Source organism: Caballeronia sp. PC1 (assembly GCF_021353155.1).
In the GTDB taxonomy this organism is placed as follows: domain Bacteria; phylum Pseudomonadota; class Gammaproteobacteria; order Burkholderiales; family Burkholderiaceae; genus Caballeronia; species Caballeronia cordobensis.
Window position 1 is genome coordinate 864867 of the sequence record NZ_JAJUBH010000002.1, and the last position, 17302, is coordinate 882168.

Sequence of the window (17302 nt, forward strand, 5' to 3'; positions counted from 1 at the left end):
ATGTCGACGATGCCCCGCTCCCCCGAGGAGCCGCTCGAACCGGACCCGGACAAGCTGCTCGACCCGGACGCCCCGCCGAACCCGGACGATCCGGACATGCCCGACGGCCCGGATTCGGCGACGCCGATGGTGCCCGCCGATCCGAAAAACGGCGAGCCGCGCATGTGAGCCGCCAGCGCACTAAGCGCGCATAAGGCAATGCCCGCGCGGCTCGACGAGCCGCGCGGGCATCTTTTCTTCCTGCGCCGGAAAACGCCTACAGGCTCGTGGTCTGCACGGCGCCGGTTTCCAGCGCGCGCTCGATCAGCGCTTCCTGTTGCGCCTTGCGCACGGCATCGGCGACGAGGGACGCAGGCGCTTCCACTTCCGCCTTGATCGCGCCGATGATGCCGTCCGCTTCGACGATCACGAGCGACTCCGCCGAATCCGCCCGGCTGATGATCACACGCGCCGGCCCGCCGCCTTCCGCGAGACTCGCGCAGAACTGCATCTTTTGCCCGCCGATTACTTGCTCGAATGTTTGAATCATCGCTGTCTTCCGCGTTGGTTGGACAAAAGCTGACAAAGGCCGCGCATGCTCCGCGCGGCCCGTCTTCTCATAGATTCGCACCTTGCCGCCAGGTTCAATTCTGTAAGCATGCGCGACGCGGCGCAAGCTCAGCGTCGCGCATCGGCCAGGGCGCGCAGGATATCGGCGGTGGCGTCGTCGGCGGGAAAGAAGGCTTCGATCGCGAGTTCCGACAACGTGATATCGACGGGCGTGCCGAAAACGGTCGTCGTGCTGAAGAACGACAGGACGCCGTGCGGCGTGCGCATGCGCAAGGGCACGACGACCGGATCGGCGTCGCCGCGCGATGCATGCCGCGCATGCGCGGGCGCGGGATACGCGTCGAGTTCCGCGAGCAGCGCGGCGAGCGTCGCATCGCCGGATACTTCCACCTGCCGGGAAAGCCGCGCGAGCAGATGCGCGCGCCATTCGTGCCAGTTCTCGATGACATTCGCGAGGCCTCGCGGATGCATCGACAGGCGCAGCACGTTCACCGGCGGCGCGAGCAGTTCCGCATGCGCCGAGGCGACGAGCGGCGCGAGCGCCGTGTTGGCCGCGATCATCGTCCAGTGGCGATCGACGGCGAGCGCGGGATACGGCTCGTGCCCTTTCAGCACGAGATCGACCGCGCGCCGCGCCGCCGCGAGTTGCGGATCGGCAAGCGCGCGCTCGCGATAAAGCGGCGCATAACCGGCCGCGACCATCAGCGTGTTGCGCTCGCGCAGCGGCACCTCGAGCTGCTCGGCGAGGCGCATCAGCATGTCGCGGCTCGGCAGCGAGCGGCCCGATTCGACGAAACTCAGATGGCGCGTGGAAACGTCCGCCACGCCGGCGAGATCGAGCTGGCTCATGCGCCGGCGCTGACGCCATTCGCGCAACAGCGTGCCGACAGTCGATTGAACGATGGGAGCAACGAGGGTCGAGTTCATGCGACCGATGTTAGTCGATGCCTCGCGCACGATCCATTACCTGCGACGTCATGGCGAACGGACGTAAGATTTGCCGCGCAAACATTTGCGCAGAAAAACTTGCGCGCGACACCCTTAATCTTCGGCCATTTCGAGCCGATAAGCCCCACAACAAGCGAACAATGCGTCGCGAGTCGTGCGCGTCTCAAGCCCGAGCGCGCACTGCCCGCGGCGCCCGGACATTGGCGGAGAAAACATGTTTGTCATCATCGGATGGGTGGTGGTCATCGGCTCGGTGATCGGAAGCTTCATCGGCGTCGGCGGCCACCTCGCCGCGCTCGTGCAACCGTTCGAGCTGCTGTGTATTTTCGGCGCGGCGATCGGCGCGTTCGTCGTATCGAATCCCACGGCCACGCTCAAGAAAACCTTGCAGTCGATCCCGAAGGCGTTCAAGGGCGGCGGCTACACGAAAGAGAAATACGTCGCGCTGATCGCGCTGCTCTACGAACTGCTGCAAAAGGCGCGCAAGGAAGGAATGATGGCGCTCGAAGCCGACGTCGATGCACCCGAATCGAGCCCGGTCTTCCAGAAGTACGAGCATGTGATGGCGGATCATCATCTGCTCGATTTCATCGTCGACTATTTGCGCATGATGTCGGCGGGCAATGTCAACGCGCTCGAAATGCAGGACCTGATGGACGAAGAGCTCGAAACGCATCACACCGAAAGCTCGGTGGCCGCGAACGCGATCCAGAAGATGGCCGACGGCCTGCCCGCGTTCGGCATCGTCGCCGCGGTGATGGGCGTCGTGCACACGATGGGCTCGGTGGGCGCCGCGCCCGCCGTGCTCGGCGAGATGATCGCGGGCGCGCTGGTCGGCACGTTCCTCGGCATTCTGCTGGCGTATGGCTTTATCGGCCCGCTCGCGGACCTGCTCAATGCGAAGGGCGCGGCCGAAGCCAAGCCGTTCCAGTGCGTGAAGTCCGTGCTGCTCGCATCGATGAACGGCTACGCCCCGACGATCGCCGTCGAGTTCGGCCGCAAGGTGCTCTTCACCGCCGATCGCCCGAGCTTCAAGGAACTCGACGACGCGGTACGCGCGACCAAGATGCCGAAGGCGGCGAGCTAAGACGAGATGAGCCACGAGGAACACGCACATGGCTGAGAAACCCTCACGCGATCCGCTGCAATCCGTGCTTGCGCCCACCGTCGTGGTGAAGCGCAAGAAGAAGGCGCACGGCCACGGTCATCATGGCGGCGCATGGAAGATCGCCTATGCCGACTTCGTCACGGCGATGATGGCGTTCTTTCTGCTGATGTGGCTGCTCGGCTCGACGTCGAAGTACGACAAGGAAGGCATCGAGCAATACTTCAACACGCCGCTCTCCGCGCTGTTCGGCAACGACGGCGGCGCGTCGGCGCACACGAGCGTCATCACGGGCGGCGGCAAGGATTTGTCGAGCACGCGTCCCGGCGAAGGCAAGAAGAGCCAGACGCAGCCGGTACCGCAGAGCATCGCGCGTGCGGCCGTGGCAATGGACGATCTGCAGAAGTTGCAGCAACTCAAGCAGAAGCTCATGGCGCTCATCGAGCAAATGCCCGCGCTGCGCGCGTATAAGGACCAGATTCGCATTGCGATCACGAGCGAAGGCTTGCGCATCGAGATCGTCGATTCGCTCAAGCGGCCGATGTTCGCTTCGGGCAGCTTCAGGCTCGAAAGTTATGTGACGACGATTCTGACGAACATCGGCGCATCGCTGAACGATGTCGATAACCGCGTGTCGATCGCGGGCCATACCGACGCCGTGCCCTATTCCGGCGGTCAGGCGGGCTATTCGAACTGGGAGCTGTCGGGCGAGCGCGCGAATGCCGCACGGCGCGCGCTGGTTGCGGGCGGCATGAAGGAAAGCAAGGTGCTGCAGGTGCGCGGTCTTGCCGATGTATTGCCGCTGAATAAAGATGTCGTCGATGAGCCGACCAATCGGCGGATCAGCATTCTCGTGCTGAACAAGGCGGCCGAACAGGCATTCTTCCGCGATGGCGGGCGCACGACGGTGGACGAGACGAAGCCTGTGGATGGCGCCATTCCGGCGGCGGTCGCGGCGAAGCCGAATGTATCGGTCGCGATGAAGTAAGGCGAAACGGATAGCTTCGACGAAGCGCCATGCATTCGAAAGATGCATGGCGCTTTTTCATTCAGGCGAGCCAGTCCGCCACCGTCTGCACCACGAGCCACGCATTCGCCGCGCTGATCACCGCAAACAGCAGCCACGCGACGAGTTTCATATATGTCCTGTTCGCGAACTCGCCCATCAAGGTGCGATCGCTCGTCATGCGAATCAGCGGATAAAGCGCGAACGGCAGTTGCAGGCTCAACACCACCTGACTCGCGACGAGCAGCTTGCCGACCGCGCCATTGCCCATCAGATACACGCCGATCAACGCCGGCACGAGCGCGAGCGCCCGCGTGATGAATCTGCGCTGATAACACGGAATCTTCAGCCGCAGAAAGCCTTCCATGATGACCTGCCCGGCGATCGTTCCGGTGAAGGTCGAGCTTTGTCCGGAAGCGAACAGCGTGACCGCGAACAGAACCGCGGCGAGACCGGTGCCGACGATCGGCGCAAGCAGCTTGTACGCATCTTCGATCTCGGTGACTTGCGTATGCCCGGTTGCATGAAACGCCGATGCCGCGAGAATCAAGATGGCCGCGTTGATGAGCAAGGCAAGAATGAGCGACACGATCGTGTCGAGCCGTGAGAGCGTGATCGCCGATGCAAGGCTTTTCGCATCGCGATCGACCACGCGCGTCTGCACGATCGACGAATGCAGATACAGGTTATGCGGCATCACGGTCGCGCCGAGAATGCCGATCGCGAGATAGAGCGGTTCGCGATCGCTCAACGCATGAAGCGACGGCACGAGCCCCGCCGCCACCGAGGGCCAATGCGGTTTCACGAGAAAGAGCTCGATGACATACCCCACGCCGATCGTCGCGATGAGACCGAGCATGATCGCTTCGAGATCGCGAAAGTTTTTGCCCTTGAGTCCGAGCACGATGAGCGTATCGAAAGCCGTCAGCACCACGCCCCATATCAGCGAGACGCCGAACAGCAAATGAAAGGCGAGCGCGCCGCCGAGCACTTCGGCGAGATCGCACGCAATGATCGATATCTCCGCGAACATCCATTGCGCATTCGCGACCGGCTTGGCATAGCGCTCGCGCGACAATTGCGCGAGGTCCTTGCCGGTGACGATGCCAAGCCGCATCGAAAGACATTGCAGCACCATCGCCGCGAGACTCGACAGCACGACGACGAACAGCAGGTTATAGCCGTAACGCGAGCCGGCTTCGATATCCGTGGCCCAGTTGCCCGGATCCATATAGCCGATGGAAATGAGCAAGCCCGGCCCCGCGAACTGCAATAGCTTTTTCCATAGCGGCGCGTGCGGCGAAACCGCGACGGAGCCTTTGACTTCGGATGGGCAGAACGGCGCGGTGGCCGTGGTCGGCAGATTGAACGGCAATTTATGGTTCCTGATGCGGTGTCCGGGACGCGCAAGACAAGGCTTACAGAAGGCCTCACGCGGGCGAGTCTAACATCGGCTGCGCACAATCACAGACGCCCCTTATCTTCGCTGTGCAGCGCGTTCAGCACGCGTTCCAATCTGACCAAAGCGCCATGTGATCGCCAGCATGTCGTCACGGTACGACAAATAGAATTCGAGGGTGGCCGTGGCGGCCGTGCCGATGCTGCACATCGCGCAGCCGCACGCCGCGTCCATCCTTCAATCGCATGAGGAGTACGCCATGAAACTGATCACACGCATCGCCGTCGTCGCGCTTGCCGCCGCGCCGCTCGCCGCGCTCGCACAAAGCGAAGGCCTCACGCGCGCACAGGTCAAGCAGGACCTGCAACGCGTCGAGCAGGCGGGCTATAACCCGTCCGAGCGCGACGCTTTCTATCCGGACAACATCCAGGCAGCAGAAGAAAAGCTGCAGTCATCGACCGCCTACGGCGCATCGCCGGAGGGCACGTCCGCATCCGGCCAGGCCCCGGCGCAGCAGAACGCGCAGTAACGGCGCTGCCCAATGCAGAACGTTACCTGCATTGAAGCCGTGCTATTCCCAATGCAGTTGAACAACGCGCGCGGCCCTGACCGCGCGCTTTCGCAAGCTTTCTTTCAAAACGCCTAATCTGACGGACGCGCCATATTCACGTCATATTGTCGTTGGCACTCGGCCACTAACATAGCGACACCGATGGCGAACCGCACGCCTTGCTCGCCTCTTTCGCAGCGCCCTTCCCCAGCATCTTCCGAACGACTCAATGTGGATAGTCAACGTTGCGCTTAAACGGCCCTACACGTTCATCGTGATGGCCATCATGATTCTGCTCGCCACGCCCTTCGTCCTGATGACGACTCCGGTGGACGTGCTGCCCGAAATCGATATTCCCGTCGTCAGCATCATCTGGAACTACACGGGCCTTTCCGCGCAGGACATGGCCAATCGCATCACGTCGGTCAACGAGCGCAGCCTCACGACCACGGTGAACAACATCGAGCACATCGAGTCGCAATCGCTGCAAGGCATCGCGATCATCAAGCTCTTCTTGCAGCCCACCGCGAACATTCAGACGGCGATTGCGCAGACTGTCGCGGTCGAGCAGGCGCAGCTGAAGCAGATGCCGCCGGGCGCGACGCCGCCGCTCGTCATCAGCTATTCGGCGTCGAGCATTCCGGTGATCCAGCTCGGTCTGTCGAGCCCGAAGCAGTCGGAGCAGGATCTCAACGACACCGCGCTCAACTTCCTGCGCCCGCAGCTCGTCACGATTCCCGGCGCGGCGGTGCCTTATCCGTATGGCGGCAAGACGCGCCTTGTTTCCGTCGATCTCGATACGCGCGCCCTGCTCGCCAAGGGCCTCACGCCGACCGACGTCGTGCAGGCCGTCAATGCGCAAAACCTGATCTTGCCGACGGGCACCGCGAAGATCGGCCCGAAGGAATACACGATCAACATGAACGGCTCGCCCGCGACCGTCGCGGGCCTGAACGATATCCCGGTGCGCACGATCAATGGCGCGACCACCTACCTGCGCGAAGTCGCGCACGTGCGCGACGGCTTCTCGCCGCAGACCAATATCGTGCGGCAGGACGGCCGGCGCGGCGTGCTGATCTCCGTGCTGAAGAACGGCACCGCGTCGACGCTTTCCATCGTCAACACGTTGCAGGACCTGTTGCCGCAAGCGCGCGCATCGCTGCCGCCGGATCTCAAGATCAGCGCGCTCTTCGATCAGTCCGTGTTCGTGAAGGCCGCCGTGCAAGGCGTCGTGCGTGAAGCGCTGATCGCCGCCGCGCTCACCGCCGCGATGATCCTGCTCTTTCTCGGCAACTGGCGCAGCACCTGCATCATCGCGATCTCGATTCCGCTTTCGATCCTCTCGTCGCTGATCGTGCTGCATGCGCTCGGGCAAACCATCAACATCATGACGCTGGGCGGCCTCGCGCTCGCGGTCGGCATTCTCGTCGACGATGCCACGGTGACGATCGAAAACATCGAGCGGCATCTGCACATGGGCACGAATCTGCACGACGCGATTCTCGAAGGCGCGGGCGAAATCGCCGTGCCCGCGCTGGTGTCGACGTTGTGCATCTGCATCGTATTCGTGCCGATGTTCTTCCTCACCGGCGTCGCCAAATTCCTGTTCGTGCCGCTCGCCGAAGCCGTCGTGTTCGCGATGCTGGCGTCGTACATCCTCTCGCGCACGCTCGTGCCGACGCTCGCCATGCTCCTGATGGGCCACGCGCACGCCCCCGATTCAAAGGCGAAGCCGAATCTCTTCATGCGCCTGCATCGCCGCTTCGATCGCGGCTTCGAGCGCATGCGCGGCGCGTATATCGTGATTCTCTCGACGCTGCTCGTGCGCCGGCGCCGCTTCGCCACGCTCTTTCTCGGCTTCTGCCTGCTCTCGGCGGGCCTCGTGTTCGTGCTCGGCGAAGACTTCTTCCCGAGCGTCGATGCGGGCGATATCCGCATGCACATGCGCGCGCCCACCGGCACACGCATCGAGGAAACCGCGCGGCTCGCCGACGAAGTCGAAAAGGTCGTGCGCCAAATCGTGCCGCAAGACGAGCTCGCAACGATCCTCGATAACCTCGGCCTGCCGTATAGCGGCATCAATCTCTCGTACAGCAACGCGGGCACGATCGGCACGCTCGATGGCGAGATTCAGGTCGCACTCAAGGAAAATCACGCGCCGACGCAGAAGTACATCGACGAATTGCGTGCGCTCTTGCCGCGCCGCTTTCCCGGCGTCGAGTTCTTCTTTCAACCCGCGGATATCGTCACGCAGATTCTGAACTTCGGTTTGCCCGCCGCCATCGACGTGCAGATTCAAGGGCAGAACGGCAAGGCGAACTTCGAAGCCGCGAGCAAGCTGATGAAGCAGATCCGCATGATTCCCGGCAATGTCGATACGCACATTCAGCAGAAGCTCGACGAGCCCGCGATCGATCTGCAAATGGACCGCACGCGCCTGCAGCAACTGAATCTTTCCGCAAGCAACGTCGCGCAGAACGTGCTCGTCTCGCTGTCGGGCAGTTCGCAGACCGCGCCGGGTTTCTGGTTCAATCCGCGCAATGGCGTCGAATACAACCTCGCGGTGCAGACGCCGCAGTATCAGGTTTCATCGATCGACGAATTGCTGCGCACGCCCGTCTCCGCATCGCTCAACGGTCCCACGCAACTGCTCGGCAATCTCGTGCGCCTCTCGCCGCAGACGCAGTTCGCCGTGGTCACGCACTACAACATCCGGCCCGTGATCGATCTTTTCGTCAGCGTGGAAGGACGCGATCTCGGCGGCGTCGCGCGGCAGGTGAACCATCTCGTCGATGAAGCGCGCAAGACGCTTCCGCGCGGCAGCCAGATCGTCGTGCGCGGACAGGTCGAGACCATGCGCACGTCGTTCGTCGGCCTCGGTCTCGGCGTTGCGATGGCGATCGTGCTCGTGTATCTCCTGATCGTCGTGAACTTCCAGTCGTGGGTCGATCCGCTCATCATCGTGAGCGCGTTGCCCGCCGCGCTCGCGGGCATCATCTGGATGCTCTTTCTCACCGGCACGCATCTCTCCGTGCCCGCGCTCACCGGAGCGATCATGACGATGGGCGTCGCCACCGCAAACAGCATTCTGATGGTTTCGTTCGCGCGCCAGCGTTTGAATGCCGGCATGCCGCCGCTCACCGCCGCGCTCGAAGCGGGCGCGAGCCGCATCCGTCCCGTGCTGATGACCGCGTTCGCGATGATCATCGGCATGGTGCCGATGGCGCTCGGTCTCGGCGAAGGCGCGGAGCAGAACGCGCCGCTCGGCCGCGCGGTGATCGGCGGCCTGTTGTTCGCCACGGTTTCCACGCTCTTTTTCGTGCCGCTCGTCTTCGCGGGCATTCATGCGCGCCTCGCCCGCCGCGCGGATCGCAAGCATCCCTCGCAACTCGAAGACGGCAGCGGACACCACTGACATCACAGCATCAAGACGAACATGACCGAAAAGAACCACGCATCGCTTGCGATTCCCGCACGCGACCCGAACGAAGGGCCCGCGCTGCCGCCGCGCAATGTCGAATGGAAACGCGCGAAGATCGCGCTCGTCATCGTGCTCGCGCTGCTCGCGATCGGCGCCGCGCGCACCGTCGTCAGCGACATGATGCACAACCGCTCGATGACCGCGCGCACGCAGCAAAACGCGCAGCAATACGTGAATGTCGTCGCGCCCACGCAGACCGACGGCGGCGGCGAAACGACCTTGCCGGGCACCTTGCGCGGCTTCGTCGAATCGCCGATCTACGCACGCGCGACGGGCTATCTGCTGCACTGGTATGTCGATATCGGCGCGCGCGTGAAGCAAGGCCAGTTGCTCGCCGATCTCGATACGCCCGAGATCGATCAGGAGCTCGCGCAGGCGGTCGCGCAGCGCGATCAGACCGCATCGAGCCTGGGGCTTGCGAAAAGCTCGCTGCAACGCTGGCAGCAATTGCGTGAGCGCGACGCGGTCTCGCAGCAGGAGCTCGACGAACGTCAGAGCACCTACAACCAGGACGTCGCGAATCTCGCCGCCGCCGATGCCAACGTGAAGCGTCTGCGTCAGCTCGAATCGTTCAAGCGCATCGTCGCGCCGTTCGCGGGCGTCGTCACGCAGCGCAACGTGGATGTCGGCGACCTCATCGATGCGGGCAGCGGCACGAGCCGCGCGCTCTTCGCGCTCGCGCAGTCCGATCCGTTGCGCGTGTTCGTGCAGATGCCGCAGGCGTATGCGCAGAGCGCGCGCGTCGGTCAGGACGTGACCGTGACGCAGGCCGAGCTGCCGGGCGAGCAGTTCCACGGCAAGATCACGCATGTCTCCGGCGCGATCGACGTGCCCACGCGCTCCTTGCAGATCGAAGTGACGCTGCCCAATCCCGATGGCCGCCTGCGTCCCGGCGCGTATGTGCAGGTGTCGCTGCCCGCCGCCGCCCATGCGCGCCTGCTCGTGCCGGGCAACGCGCTGCTGTTTCGCGCGGAAGGCCCGCGTCTCGCGGTCGTGGATGCGAACGGTGTCGTGCATCTTCACAAGGTCGTGATCGCGCAGGATCTCGGGCAATCGCTCGAAATCGAAAGCGGCGTCGATGCAAGCGACAAGGTCATCATCAATCCGAGCGATTCGATCGCGGACGGCGATCATGTCGTCGTCGCTCAGCCCGCGACGGGCAGCAAGGCCGCATCATGAAAGCCGCGCTTTGCCTGACGCTGGTAACGATGCTCGCGGCCTGCACGGTCGGGCCGGATTATCGCCGACCCGTCGCCGAGACCCCGCCCGACTGGAAAACGGATTCGTACTGGCGCGTGGGCGAGCCTTCGCATGCGCCGCTCGCGCTCGACTGGTGGCAGTCTTTCAGCGACGCCACGCTGAGCGGCCTCGAAACGCAGGCGCTCGCGCAGAATCAGACGCTCGCCGCCGCGAGCGCGCATTACGCGCAGGCCCGCGCGACGCTGGCACAAACATCGGCGCTCGCGCTGCCCGAAGTCGATCTCGGCGCGAACGCCTCGCGCACGCGCGTATCGCGCAACCGGCCCGTCACCAACTACGCGACGCCGAGCAGTTCTACAGTGCAGAACGATTTGAAGCTCGCGCCGAGCGTCAATTACGACGTCGATCTCTTCGGCCGCATCCGGCGCGAAGTGGAAGCCGCGCATGCGAGCGCCGATCAGTCGCGCGACGATCTCGCCAATGCGCGCCTCGTGCTCACGACCGATCTCGCGAGCGATTACTTTTCGATGCGCGAGCTCGACGCGGAAATCGACGTGCTGAACCGCTCCGTCGATCTGCAGAAGAAAGCGCTCGACTATGTGAAAGCGCAGCACGATCTGGGCGCCGTGTCGGGCCTCGACGTCTTGCAGCAGCAGGCGCTGCTCGACCAGACGCGCGTGCAGGCGCAACTGCTCGTGAATCAGCGCGCGCAGTTCGAGCATGCGATCGCCGCGCTCGTCGGCACGCCCGCGCCGCAATTCGATATCGCCCCCGCGCTGGACGACGCCGCGCTGCCGCCGATTCCGCTCGGCGTGCCCAGCGACGTGCTGCAACGCAGGCCCGACGTTGCCTCGGCCGAGCGCGCGATGGCCGCGGCCAATGCGCAGATCGGCGTCGCCAAGGCTGCGTTCTTTCCGAGCGTCACGCTGAACGGCACGATCGGCTGGGAAAGCACTGCGTTTTCAAGCCTGATTTCCGCGCCGAGTCTCTTGTGGACCATCGGCACGATGGCGAGCCAGGTCGTGTTCGATGGCGGACGGCGCGCGGCGGGCGTCGATTTCGCCAACGAAGGATACGCCGCGGCGGTCGCGAATTATCGGCAGACGGTGCTCGGCGCGTTTCAGCAAGTGCAGGACGGCATCGTCGGATTGTCGGTGCTGGATGGCGCGGCGAAGCAATCGCATGCGGCGGTGGTCGACGCGCAACGCTTGCTGTCGCTTGCGAACGACCGTTATTCCGGCGGCCTCGTCGCGTATCTCGACGTCATCACGGCACAGCAGCAATTGCTCACGAGCCAGCGTCAGGATGTGCAGATTCGCGGCCAGCAGCGCACCACGTCGGTGGCGCTGGTGAAGGCACTGGGCGGCGGCTGGGACGCGAACGACGCGGAAAAAGTCGCGGACTCGACGCGTCAGAGCCAGTAGAAACGTAAGCAAAACAAGCACGAAGCCCGCGAGGCTCGTATAGTGAGCAGTTGAACAACACGGTAAGCACACACTGAACGCGCACAGGTGCCAGGCATGAAAGTCCTGATAGTCGAAGACGAACATAAAGTGGTGGATTACCTGCGCTCGGGGTTGACCGAGCAAGGCTGGGTCGTCGATGTCGCGATGGACGGCGAGGAAGGCACGCATCTCGCCATCGAATACGACTACGACGTGATCGTGCTGGACGTCATGCTGCCAAGACGCGACGGCTTCGCGGTGCTGAAGGCGCTGCGCATGCAGAAGTCCACGCCCGTCATCATGCTCACCGCGCGCGATCACATCAACGATCGCGTGCGCGGCTTGCGCGAAGGCGCGGACGATTATCTGACCAAGCCCTTCTCGTTCCTCGAACTGGTCGAGCGGCTGCACGCGCTCGCACGCCGCACGCGCGCGCAGGAATCCACGCTCATCTCCGTGGGCGATCTGTATGTCGATCTGATCGGCCGGCGCGCGACGCGCGATGGCGTGCGGCTCGATCTCACCGCGAAAGAGTTTCAACTGCTCTCCGTGCTCGCGCGCCGTCACGGCGATTTTCTGTCGAAGACCGCGATCACCGAACTCGTCTGGGAAGTCGATTTCGAAAGCCACACGAACGTCGTCGAAACGGCGATCAAGCGTTTGCGCGCGAAACTCGACGGACCGTTCCGCACGAAACTGCTGCATACCGTGCGCGGCATGGGCTACGTGCTCGAAGTGCGCGAAGTCCGCGACACGCGCGACGCCAGGGAAGATGCGAGACCATCATGAACACGCAGTGGACGTCGTCGCCGCACGAGCGCAGCGACGCGAACGAACCGCGCACGCAGCGCTCCATCTCGCGGCGTCTCGCCGTGATGTTCGCGCTCGTTGCGCTGTTCGTGTTTTCGCTCGTCGGCTCAGGGCTCTTTCTCGTGCTGCGCGTGCAACTGGAGCAGCACTTGCGCGACTCGCTCGACAATCGCGCGGAAATTGCCCGGCTCATCGTCACGCACGTATCGAACCCGGACAAGTGGAAGATCGCCAAAGAGAAGCTCGCGGACATCACGCCGCGCGACGGCTCCACGCTGTTCGCCGTGTCGAGCAATGACCCGCGCTTCGAGTACGGCGCGCCGCCCGAGGGCCGCGTCATCAAACGCGTGCTGGGCGGCTATGAACGCTTTCGCCCCAAAGACCGCGCCTACGACATGCTGATGACCACGCTGACGATTCCGCCGAACGCGGACCGTCCGCCCTTGCAGCTCTTCGTCGCGATCGACTGTTCGCCCAACGTTCACACGATGCGCGCGTTCGGTCTCGCGCTCGCCGCGTTCATGGCGCTCTCGACCGTCGCGGTGCTGCTGCTCAGCTATTCCGTCGCGCGTCTCGGTCTCGCGCCGCTCACGCGGCTCACGCGCGATGCATCGAAGCTGAGTCCGACCAACCGCTCGCAACGCCTCAACACGCGCGCGCTGCCCATGGAGCTCGAAGATCTCGCGAAGTCTTTCAATGGCGCGCTCGAACGGCTCGATCACGCCTACGGGCGGCTCGAATCCTTCAACGCCGATGTCGCGCACGAATTGCGCACGCCCGTCACGATCCTCATCGGTCAGACGGAAGTGGCGTTGACGCGCGATCGCTCCATCGACGAACTGCGTCATACGCTGCAATCGAATCTCGAAGAGTTCGAACGCGTGCGCGCGATCATCAACGACATGCTGTTTCTGGCGCGCGCCGATCAGGGCGAACGCGCGACGGGGCTCGTCGAAGTGTCGCTCGCGGCGGAAGTCAATCGCACGCTGGAGTTTCTCGAGATTCCGCTGGAAGAAGCGCAGGTCGGTGCGACCGCAAGCGGCGACGCCCGCGCTTTCGTCAACACGTCGCTATTCGGACGCGCGCTGACCAATCTCGTGATGAACGCGATTCAGCATTGCGCGCCCGGTGCGACGATCGCCGTCTCGGTCACGCGCGAACATGGACGCGTGCGCATTGCGGTGGCCAATCCGGGCGAGCCGATTCAGCCGCATGTGATGGCGCATCTCTTCGACCGTTTCTATCGCGCGGAAAGTTCGCGCACGAACAGCCGCGAGAATCACGGCCTCGGGCTCGCCATCGTCAAGGCGGTGGCGGAAATGCATCGCGGCACGGTGTCCGCGACGAGCGCGAACGGCATCAACACGTTCTCGTTCTCGGTCGCGCGTTTCGGCAACGAGACGCGGCCGACGCACGATGTGGCGCTGCCAGTTCCGCCGGTCGTCGAAACGAAATCCGCCGCGACATGAGGCGCGGCCGCGCGCTTCACTGACAGAAATATTCGTCCGATGCCGCGACCGGCGCGTCTGCCGTGGCCGGCTTGAAATGGCTGTATTTGCGATACGTCTTGCCGTTCACCGTCACGGATTCGGCGGCTTCCGTCTCGCCGTTGGCCGAGGCGATCGCGCTGCTATGCGCTTCCACGTTGCCGTTGCTCCAGCTGCTCGCGCGCGCGAACGTTCCGCCCTTCGACGTATCGGTCTTGCTCTGCGCGGAGAGGGTGTTCGTAACGGGATTGCCGAAGCTCTTCGTATCGATCGACGATTTCGGCGGCACGTAGCCCCACTTCGACGTGAGCGTGCTCATGTCGATTTCCTGCGGCTTCCATCCGATGATCTTCGTGCCGATCGCAAGCGGCGACAATTCGACCGCGACGATCTTCGTGCCGCGCCGCGCGACGAGCAGGCACTTGCCGCCTGCGGTCTCCAAGGGCACGTAACCGCTCGAAGGCAAGAGCGCGAGCGCCTGCGCGTCGGGCATCGCCTGCACCCCCGCCGGGTTCGCGGCCCAGATCAGGCCGCCGCTGGCGTCGGCGTGTGCGTGCATCGGCATCATCGAGATCATCGCCGCCGCCGCGAGCGCGATGGCCGCTGTTTTCTTCTGACTTTTCATCGCCTGCCTCATGCAAACCTAAGCGGGAAAACGAGGGTTGACTCTCCGGGACCAGTCTTTCAGAGCCAACCCTTCAAAGGGAGAGACGGCCCGATCGCTCGGGCGCGCCTCTTCTGCTCCAGAGCGCAATTGAGCCCTGGATGTACCGCTTCCTCACTGCACCAGCGAGACTTCGATCTTTTCGCCGATGGGCGTGCTCGCCACTTCGACGCCATCCGACACGTCAGCCTTATCGTACGCCCGGGCCGCGACCGGCGTCGGCTGCGCAACCTGCTTCGCGGGCGCGGGCTGCGCCTGCTTGGCGGCGTCCTGCGTCTTCAGGTTGACGTCCGGATTGTTCGCGGCGGTCACGGGCAGGCCGAGGCGCGCGCGAATCAGCGGATCGCGAAACTTTTCGTCATCCGAAAGAACGGCGTCCGCGCCCGACTTCGCGAGCGGCGTGGTCGTGCCCGGGCACAGATGGCCGGTCGCTTCCACCGCGCGGCGATTCGCATCGCTCTGGCACAGGAGCGCGAGCGCGACATCGGTCAGGCCCATCGCGCGGAATTCACGCGCATCGAGACGGCGCACGCAAGCCTGATCGACGAGCGTCGTGCCGCCGGTCGCGCCGAAGCCCGTGATCGACAGGCCGAAGCTCGCCGAGCCCATGCAGGTATCGGAAAGCGTCGTCGTGAGCGCGGGCGCGGCGATCGACGGCGTCGTGCGCACCGAGTACGAGCTCTGGTTGTAATCGACGGTCGTGCGCGTGTCGAACGCGCTCGTGCCGGGGCCGGTGGAGGCCTTGCCGGTCGCGTCCGTGCCGCTGGTGGAGCCCGTGCCGGCGGAGCCCGAGCCGTTCGCGCCCGTGCTGGAATTTGCGAGCGCCGGCATGGAAAGCGAGATGTTGACGTTCGACGAACCGCCTTGCGCCGACGAACGGCCGCCGTTGGCGTTCGCCACGCCCAGGCCGCCGACCGACGATGAATTGGAACTGGTGTTGGCCGTCGAATTCGCCGACGTGCCGATGTTATTCAGGCTCGATCCGCCGCCCTGACCGATGCCGGTCGAGGTCGACCCCGAGACGGAGCCCGACGAGGAATTGGCCGTGGTGTCAGCGTGGGCAAGTTGCGCTGCGCAGAACAGCACCGCACATGCCAGTTGCAAAGTGGTCTTGTTCATTTTGGTTCTCCGGAAGGAAAGGGGAACGTCACGGCACATGACGACCCCGGACGGCTTAGAGTTTTTTTATAGATTCGGCAAAGGCGGTGTCGCGCAAGCACGCGTCTCGTGATGACGCCGCCCCTGCCGTGGCTCACGGTCGGCTTAGCGCCAGCCGCCGCCGAGCTTGCTCCATGCATTGGCCGCTGCGTCCGCGCCCGAGGTGCCGCCTGCCGACGACGTGCCGTGTCCGAATCCGCCGACGTTCGACGTGTTGGTGTGGCTGGTCGTGGCGTTGGTCTTGTTGCCCGTCACGCCGAACATGTTGCCGGCGACCGACTGCGCGTTGCCGTTGGCCGTGCCGTAGTTGCTGGCGGTGAAGTGGCCGAAGCCCGAGACCGAAGCGGAGGTCGAGCCGCCCGAGGTCGAGCTCGAGCTGGAGTTCGTGCCCGTGGCCATCGCGGAGACGGAGACCAGCGAGAGCAGTGCGGCAGCGATGAGAGTGCGTTTCATGATTTGCATTCCTTATCGAATCGGTAAGATTGGATTTCGTTTTTTGTTGTTCGAACCACGTTCACACCGGTAGGACCAAGCGAACCCCGTTGCGGCGAAGTCCGCGGTCCTTCACGGGGTGCTTAACGCCAGCCGCCACCGAGCTTGCTCCAGGCGTTCGCCGCGGCGTCGGCGCCCGAGACGCCCGTTGCCGTCGAACCGCCGAAGCCCTTGCCGCTCGCCGACGTCGTGTTGATGTGGCCGGTCGTTGCATTGGTCGTGTTGCCCGTTACGCCGTGGCCTTGTCCTGCCGTGGCCGATGCGTGGCCGTTGGCGATGCCGGCGTTGGTCGCGGTGAACGAGCCGAAGCCGTACACGGCGGCGGCGGAGGTGCCGCCCGACGTCGAGCTCGAGCTGGAGTTCGTGCCCGTTGCGAAAGCAGCGGCGGAAACGAGCGAAAGAGCGGCGGCTGCTGCGATCAGTTTGCGTTGCATGGTGATGTCTCCAAGTGAAGGCGCACGGTAATTCCCTGCTACATCGACGCCGGTATGTAGCTGGCACGGCAGTGAAAACTACTTCGTTAGTATTCCTATTTCATTCGCCTGCCTGAATTTCGCCTGGGTGAAACGGTGTGCAAAATTCAGCGGGTGTTTGAAAGAGGCTCGCGCTTCGGGCGCGGATGAATCAGATCGGAATCGATGCGAAAGCCGAAGCGGCGCGCACTTCGATCGGACGAAGTCGTCGTTCGTGCATCGAGTCGGTCAGGTCGAGGCTGGCTTGAGACGGGCTGATGGTGCCCGTCGAGCGGATCACGGCGCGCAGGCCTTCCGCTCTGTCGATTTGCTTTGCGTTCTTCTTCATCGCAATCCCCGTAACACGCTTTTATGTTGTTTCAGGCACCTGGTCTTTTTTATGTGCCTGTGTTTTGAGGTGACTGTACGGAAGATGAAAAGCGTCAAGCGTGGGGCAGGCAACACTAAACTTCACGTCACACCAAATCGTGAGAAATTTGGTTGGCCAGCGCTCATATGAACAGACCAGAGGCCCGCAAACGCCCTGTTTTCGCGG

17 protein-coding genes are annotated in these 17302 nt (G+C 63.8%); 9 read left to right on the forward strand and 8 right to left on the reverse strand.

Annotated elements, in window-relative coordinates; translation table 11 throughout:
- Positions 1-168, forward strand: a complete 168-nt coding sequence (locus LY284_RS19905; RefSeq protein ID WP_156903131.1) for a hypothetical protein — start codon at positions 1-3, stop codon at positions 166-168.
- A gap of 88 nt (positions 169-256) precedes the next feature.
- On the opposite strand, the gene LY284_RS19910 is transcribed toward LY284_RS19905, so the two are convergent.
- Together LY284_RS19910 and LY284_RS19915 are read right to left on the reverse strand one after the other, a co-directional pair.
- The gene (locus LY284_RS19910) at positions 257-529 is read right to left on the reverse strand and encodes a hypothetical protein (protein WP_041731748.1); all 273 of its coding nucleotides are present in this window, start codon (positions 527-529) and stop codon (positions 257-259) included.
- A gap of 128 nt (positions 530-657) precedes the next feature.
- Entirely contained in the window at positions 658-1476 is an 819-nt protein-coding gene (locus tag LY284_RS19915) for a helix-turn-helix domain-containing protein (protein WP_041731749.1), read from the reverse strand.
- Between the two features lie 235 nt (positions 1477-1711).
- Between LY284_RS19915 and motA the strand changes: the two genes are divergently transcribed.
- Positions 1712-2584, forward strand: a complete 873-nt coding sequence (gene motA / locus LY284_RS19920) for a flagellar motor stator protein MotA (RefSeq protein ID WP_014251021.1) — start codon at positions 1712-1714, stop codon at positions 2582-2584.
- Positions 2585-2612: 28 nt separating this feature from the next.
- The gene (motB, locus tag LY284_RS19925; protein ID WP_053569543.1) at positions 2613-3590 is read left to right on the forward strand and encodes a flagellar motor protein MotB; all 978 of its coding nucleotides are present in this window, start codon (positions 2613-2615) and stop codon (positions 3588-3590) included.
- Between the two features lie 61 nt (positions 3591-3651).
- Here motB and LY284_RS19930 read toward each other — a convergent pair whose 3' ends face one another.
- On the reverse strand, positions 3652-4983 hold the full coding sequence (locus LY284_RS19930) for an Nramp family divalent metal transporter (protein WP_233387740.1): 1332 nt from the start codon (positions 4981-4983) through the stop codon (positions 3652-3654).
- A gap of 283 nt (positions 4984-5266) precedes the next feature.
- On the opposite strand from LY284_RS19930, the gene LY284_RS19935 reads away from it, so the two are divergent.
- The 6 genes from LY284_RS19935 (at position 5267) to LY284_RS19960 (ending at position 13962) form a co-directional block, all read left to right on the forward strand.
- The gene (locus tag LY284_RS19935) at positions 5267-5536 is read left to right on the forward strand and encodes a DUF4148 domain-containing protein (protein ID WP_014251024.1); all 270 of its coding nucleotides are present in this window, start codon (positions 5267-5269) and stop codon (positions 5534-5536) included.
- 250 nt (positions 5537-5786) lie between these two features.
- The gene (locus LY284_RS19940; RefSeq protein WP_233387741.1) at positions 5787-8972 is read left to right on the forward strand and encodes an efflux RND transporter permease subunit; all 3186 of its coding nucleotides are present in this window, start codon (positions 5787-5789) and stop codon (positions 8970-8972) included.
- A 21-nt stretch (positions 8973-8993) separates the two neighbouring features.
- Complete coding sequence (locus LY284_RS19945) at positions 8994-10217, forward strand: efflux RND transporter periplasmic adaptor subunit (protein ID WP_233387742.1); 1224 nt, start codon at positions 8994-8996, stop codon at positions 10215-10217.
- Complete coding sequence (locus LY284_RS19950) at positions 10214-11662, forward strand: efflux transporter outer membrane subunit (RefSeq protein ID WP_233387743.1); 1449 nt, start codon at positions 10214-10216, stop codon at positions 11660-11662. Before LY284_RS19945 ends, LY284_RS19950 begins: the two co-directional genes overlap by 4 nt.
- A 96-nt stretch (positions 11663-11758) precedes the next feature.
- A complete protein-coding gene (locus LY284_RS19955; RefSeq protein ID WP_233387744.1) occupies positions 11759-12472 on the forward strand; it encodes a heavy metal response regulator transcription factor in 714 nt (237 codons plus the stop codon).
- Positions 12469-13962, forward strand: coding sequence for a heavy metal sensor histidine kinase (locus tag LY284_RS19960; RefSeq protein ID WP_014251029.1), 1494 nt, complete (start codon positions 12469-12471; stop codon positions 13960-13962). The genes LY284_RS19955 and LY284_RS19960 overlap by 4 nt, the downstream gene beginning before the upstream one ends.
- Before the next feature lie 16 nt (positions 13963-13978).
- Here LY284_RS19960 and LY284_RS19965 read toward each other — a convergent pair whose 3' ends face one another.
- The 5 genes from LY284_RS19965 to LY284_RS19985 form a co-directional block, all read right to left on the reverse strand.
- Positions 13979-14605 (reverse strand): hypothetical protein, encoded by a 627-nt coding sequence (locus tag LY284_RS19965; protein WP_053569856.1) that lies wholly within the window; start codon positions 14603-14605, stop codon positions 13979-13981.
- A 153-nt stretch (positions 14606-14758) separates the two neighbouring features.
- Positions 14759-15763, reverse strand: coding sequence for a hypothetical protein (locus tag LY284_RS19970; RefSeq protein ID WP_041731751.1), 1005 nt, complete (start codon positions 15761-15763; stop codon positions 14759-14761).
- A gap of 144 nt (positions 15764-15907) precedes the next feature.
- The gene (locus LY284_RS19975) at positions 15908-16255 is read right to left on the reverse strand and encodes a hypothetical protein (RefSeq protein WP_041732215.1); all 348 of its coding nucleotides are present in this window, start codon (positions 16253-16255) and stop codon (positions 15908-15910) included.
- A 122-nt stretch (positions 16256-16377) separates the two neighbouring features.
- Positions 16378-16728: a hypothetical protein gene (locus tag LY284_RS19980; protein WP_014251033.1), complete on the reverse strand. Its 351-nt coding sequence runs from the start codon at positions 16726-16728 to the stop codon at positions 16378-16380.
- A 190-nt stretch (positions 16729-16918) separates the two neighbouring features.
- On the reverse strand, positions 16919-17095 hold the full coding sequence (locus LY284_RS19985; protein WP_233387745.1) for a hypothetical protein: 177 nt from the start codon (positions 17093-17095) through the stop codon (positions 16919-16921).
- Positions 17096-17302: the final 207 nt, after the last annotated feature.

Bases quoted from the DNA above. Each gene is read 5' to 3' on its own strand.
- LY284_RS19905 (WP_156903131.1), top strand. From the start codon at position 1: ATGTCGACGATGCCCCGCTCCCCCGAGGAGCCGCTCGAACCGGACCCG.
- LY284_RS19910 (WP_041731748.1), bottom strand. From the start codon at position 529: ATGATTCAAACATTCGAGCAAGTAATCGGCGGGCAAAAGATGCAGTTC.
- LY284_RS19915 (WP_041731749.1), bottom strand. From the start codon at position 1,476: ATGAACTCGACCCTCGTTGCTCCCATCGTTCAATCGACTGTCGGCACG.
- motA (WP_014251021.1), top strand. From the start codon at position 1,712: ATGTTTGTCATCATCGGATGGGTGGTGGTCATCGGCTCGGTGATCGGA.
- motB (WP_053569543.1), top strand. From the start codon at position 2,613: ATGGCTGAGAAACCCTCACGCGATCCGCTGCAATCCGTGCTTGCGCCC.
- LY284_RS19935 (WP_014251024.1), top strand. From the start codon at position 5,267: ATGAAACTGATCACACGCATCGCCGTCGTCGCGCTTGCCGCCGCGCCG.
- LY284_RS19940 (WP_233387741.1), top strand. From the start codon at position 5,787: ATGTGGATAGTCAACGTTGCGCTTAAACGGCCCTACACGTTCATCGTG.
- LY284_RS19945 (WP_233387742.1), top strand. From the start codon at position 8,994: ATGACCGAAAAGAACCACGCATCGCTTGCGATTCCCGCACGCGACCCG.
- LY284_RS19950 (WP_233387743.1), top strand. From the start codon at position 10,214: ATGAAAGCCGCGCTTTGCCTGACGCTGGTAACGATGCTCGCGGCCTGC.
- LY284_RS19955 (WP_233387744.1), top strand. From the start codon at position 11,759: ATGAAAGTCCTGATAGTCGAAGACGAACATAAAGTGGTGGATTACCTG.
- LY284_RS19960 (WP_014251029.1), top strand. From the start codon at position 12,469: ATGAACACGCAGTGGACGTCGTCGCCGCACGAGCGCAGCGACGCGAAC.
- LY284_RS19965 (WP_053569856.1), bottom strand. From the start codon at position 14,605: ATGAAAAGTCAGAAGAAAACAGCGGCCATCGCGCTCGCGGCGGCGGCG.
- LY284_RS19970 (WP_041731751.1), bottom strand. From the start codon at position 15,763: ATGAACAAGACCACTTTGCAACTGGCATGTGCGGTGCTGTTCTGCGCA.
- LY284_RS19975 (WP_041732215.1), bottom strand. From the start codon at position 16,255: ATGAAACGCACTCTCATCGCTGCCGCACTGCTCTCGCTGGTCTCCGTC.
- LY284_RS19980 (WP_014251033.1), bottom strand. From the start codon at position 16,728: ATGCAACGCAAACTGATCGCAGCAGCCGCCGCTCTTTCGCTCGTTTCC.
- LY284_RS19985 (WP_233387745.1), bottom strand. From the start codon at position 17,095: ATGAAGAAGAACGCAAAGCAAATCGACAGAGCGGAAGGCCTGCGCGCC.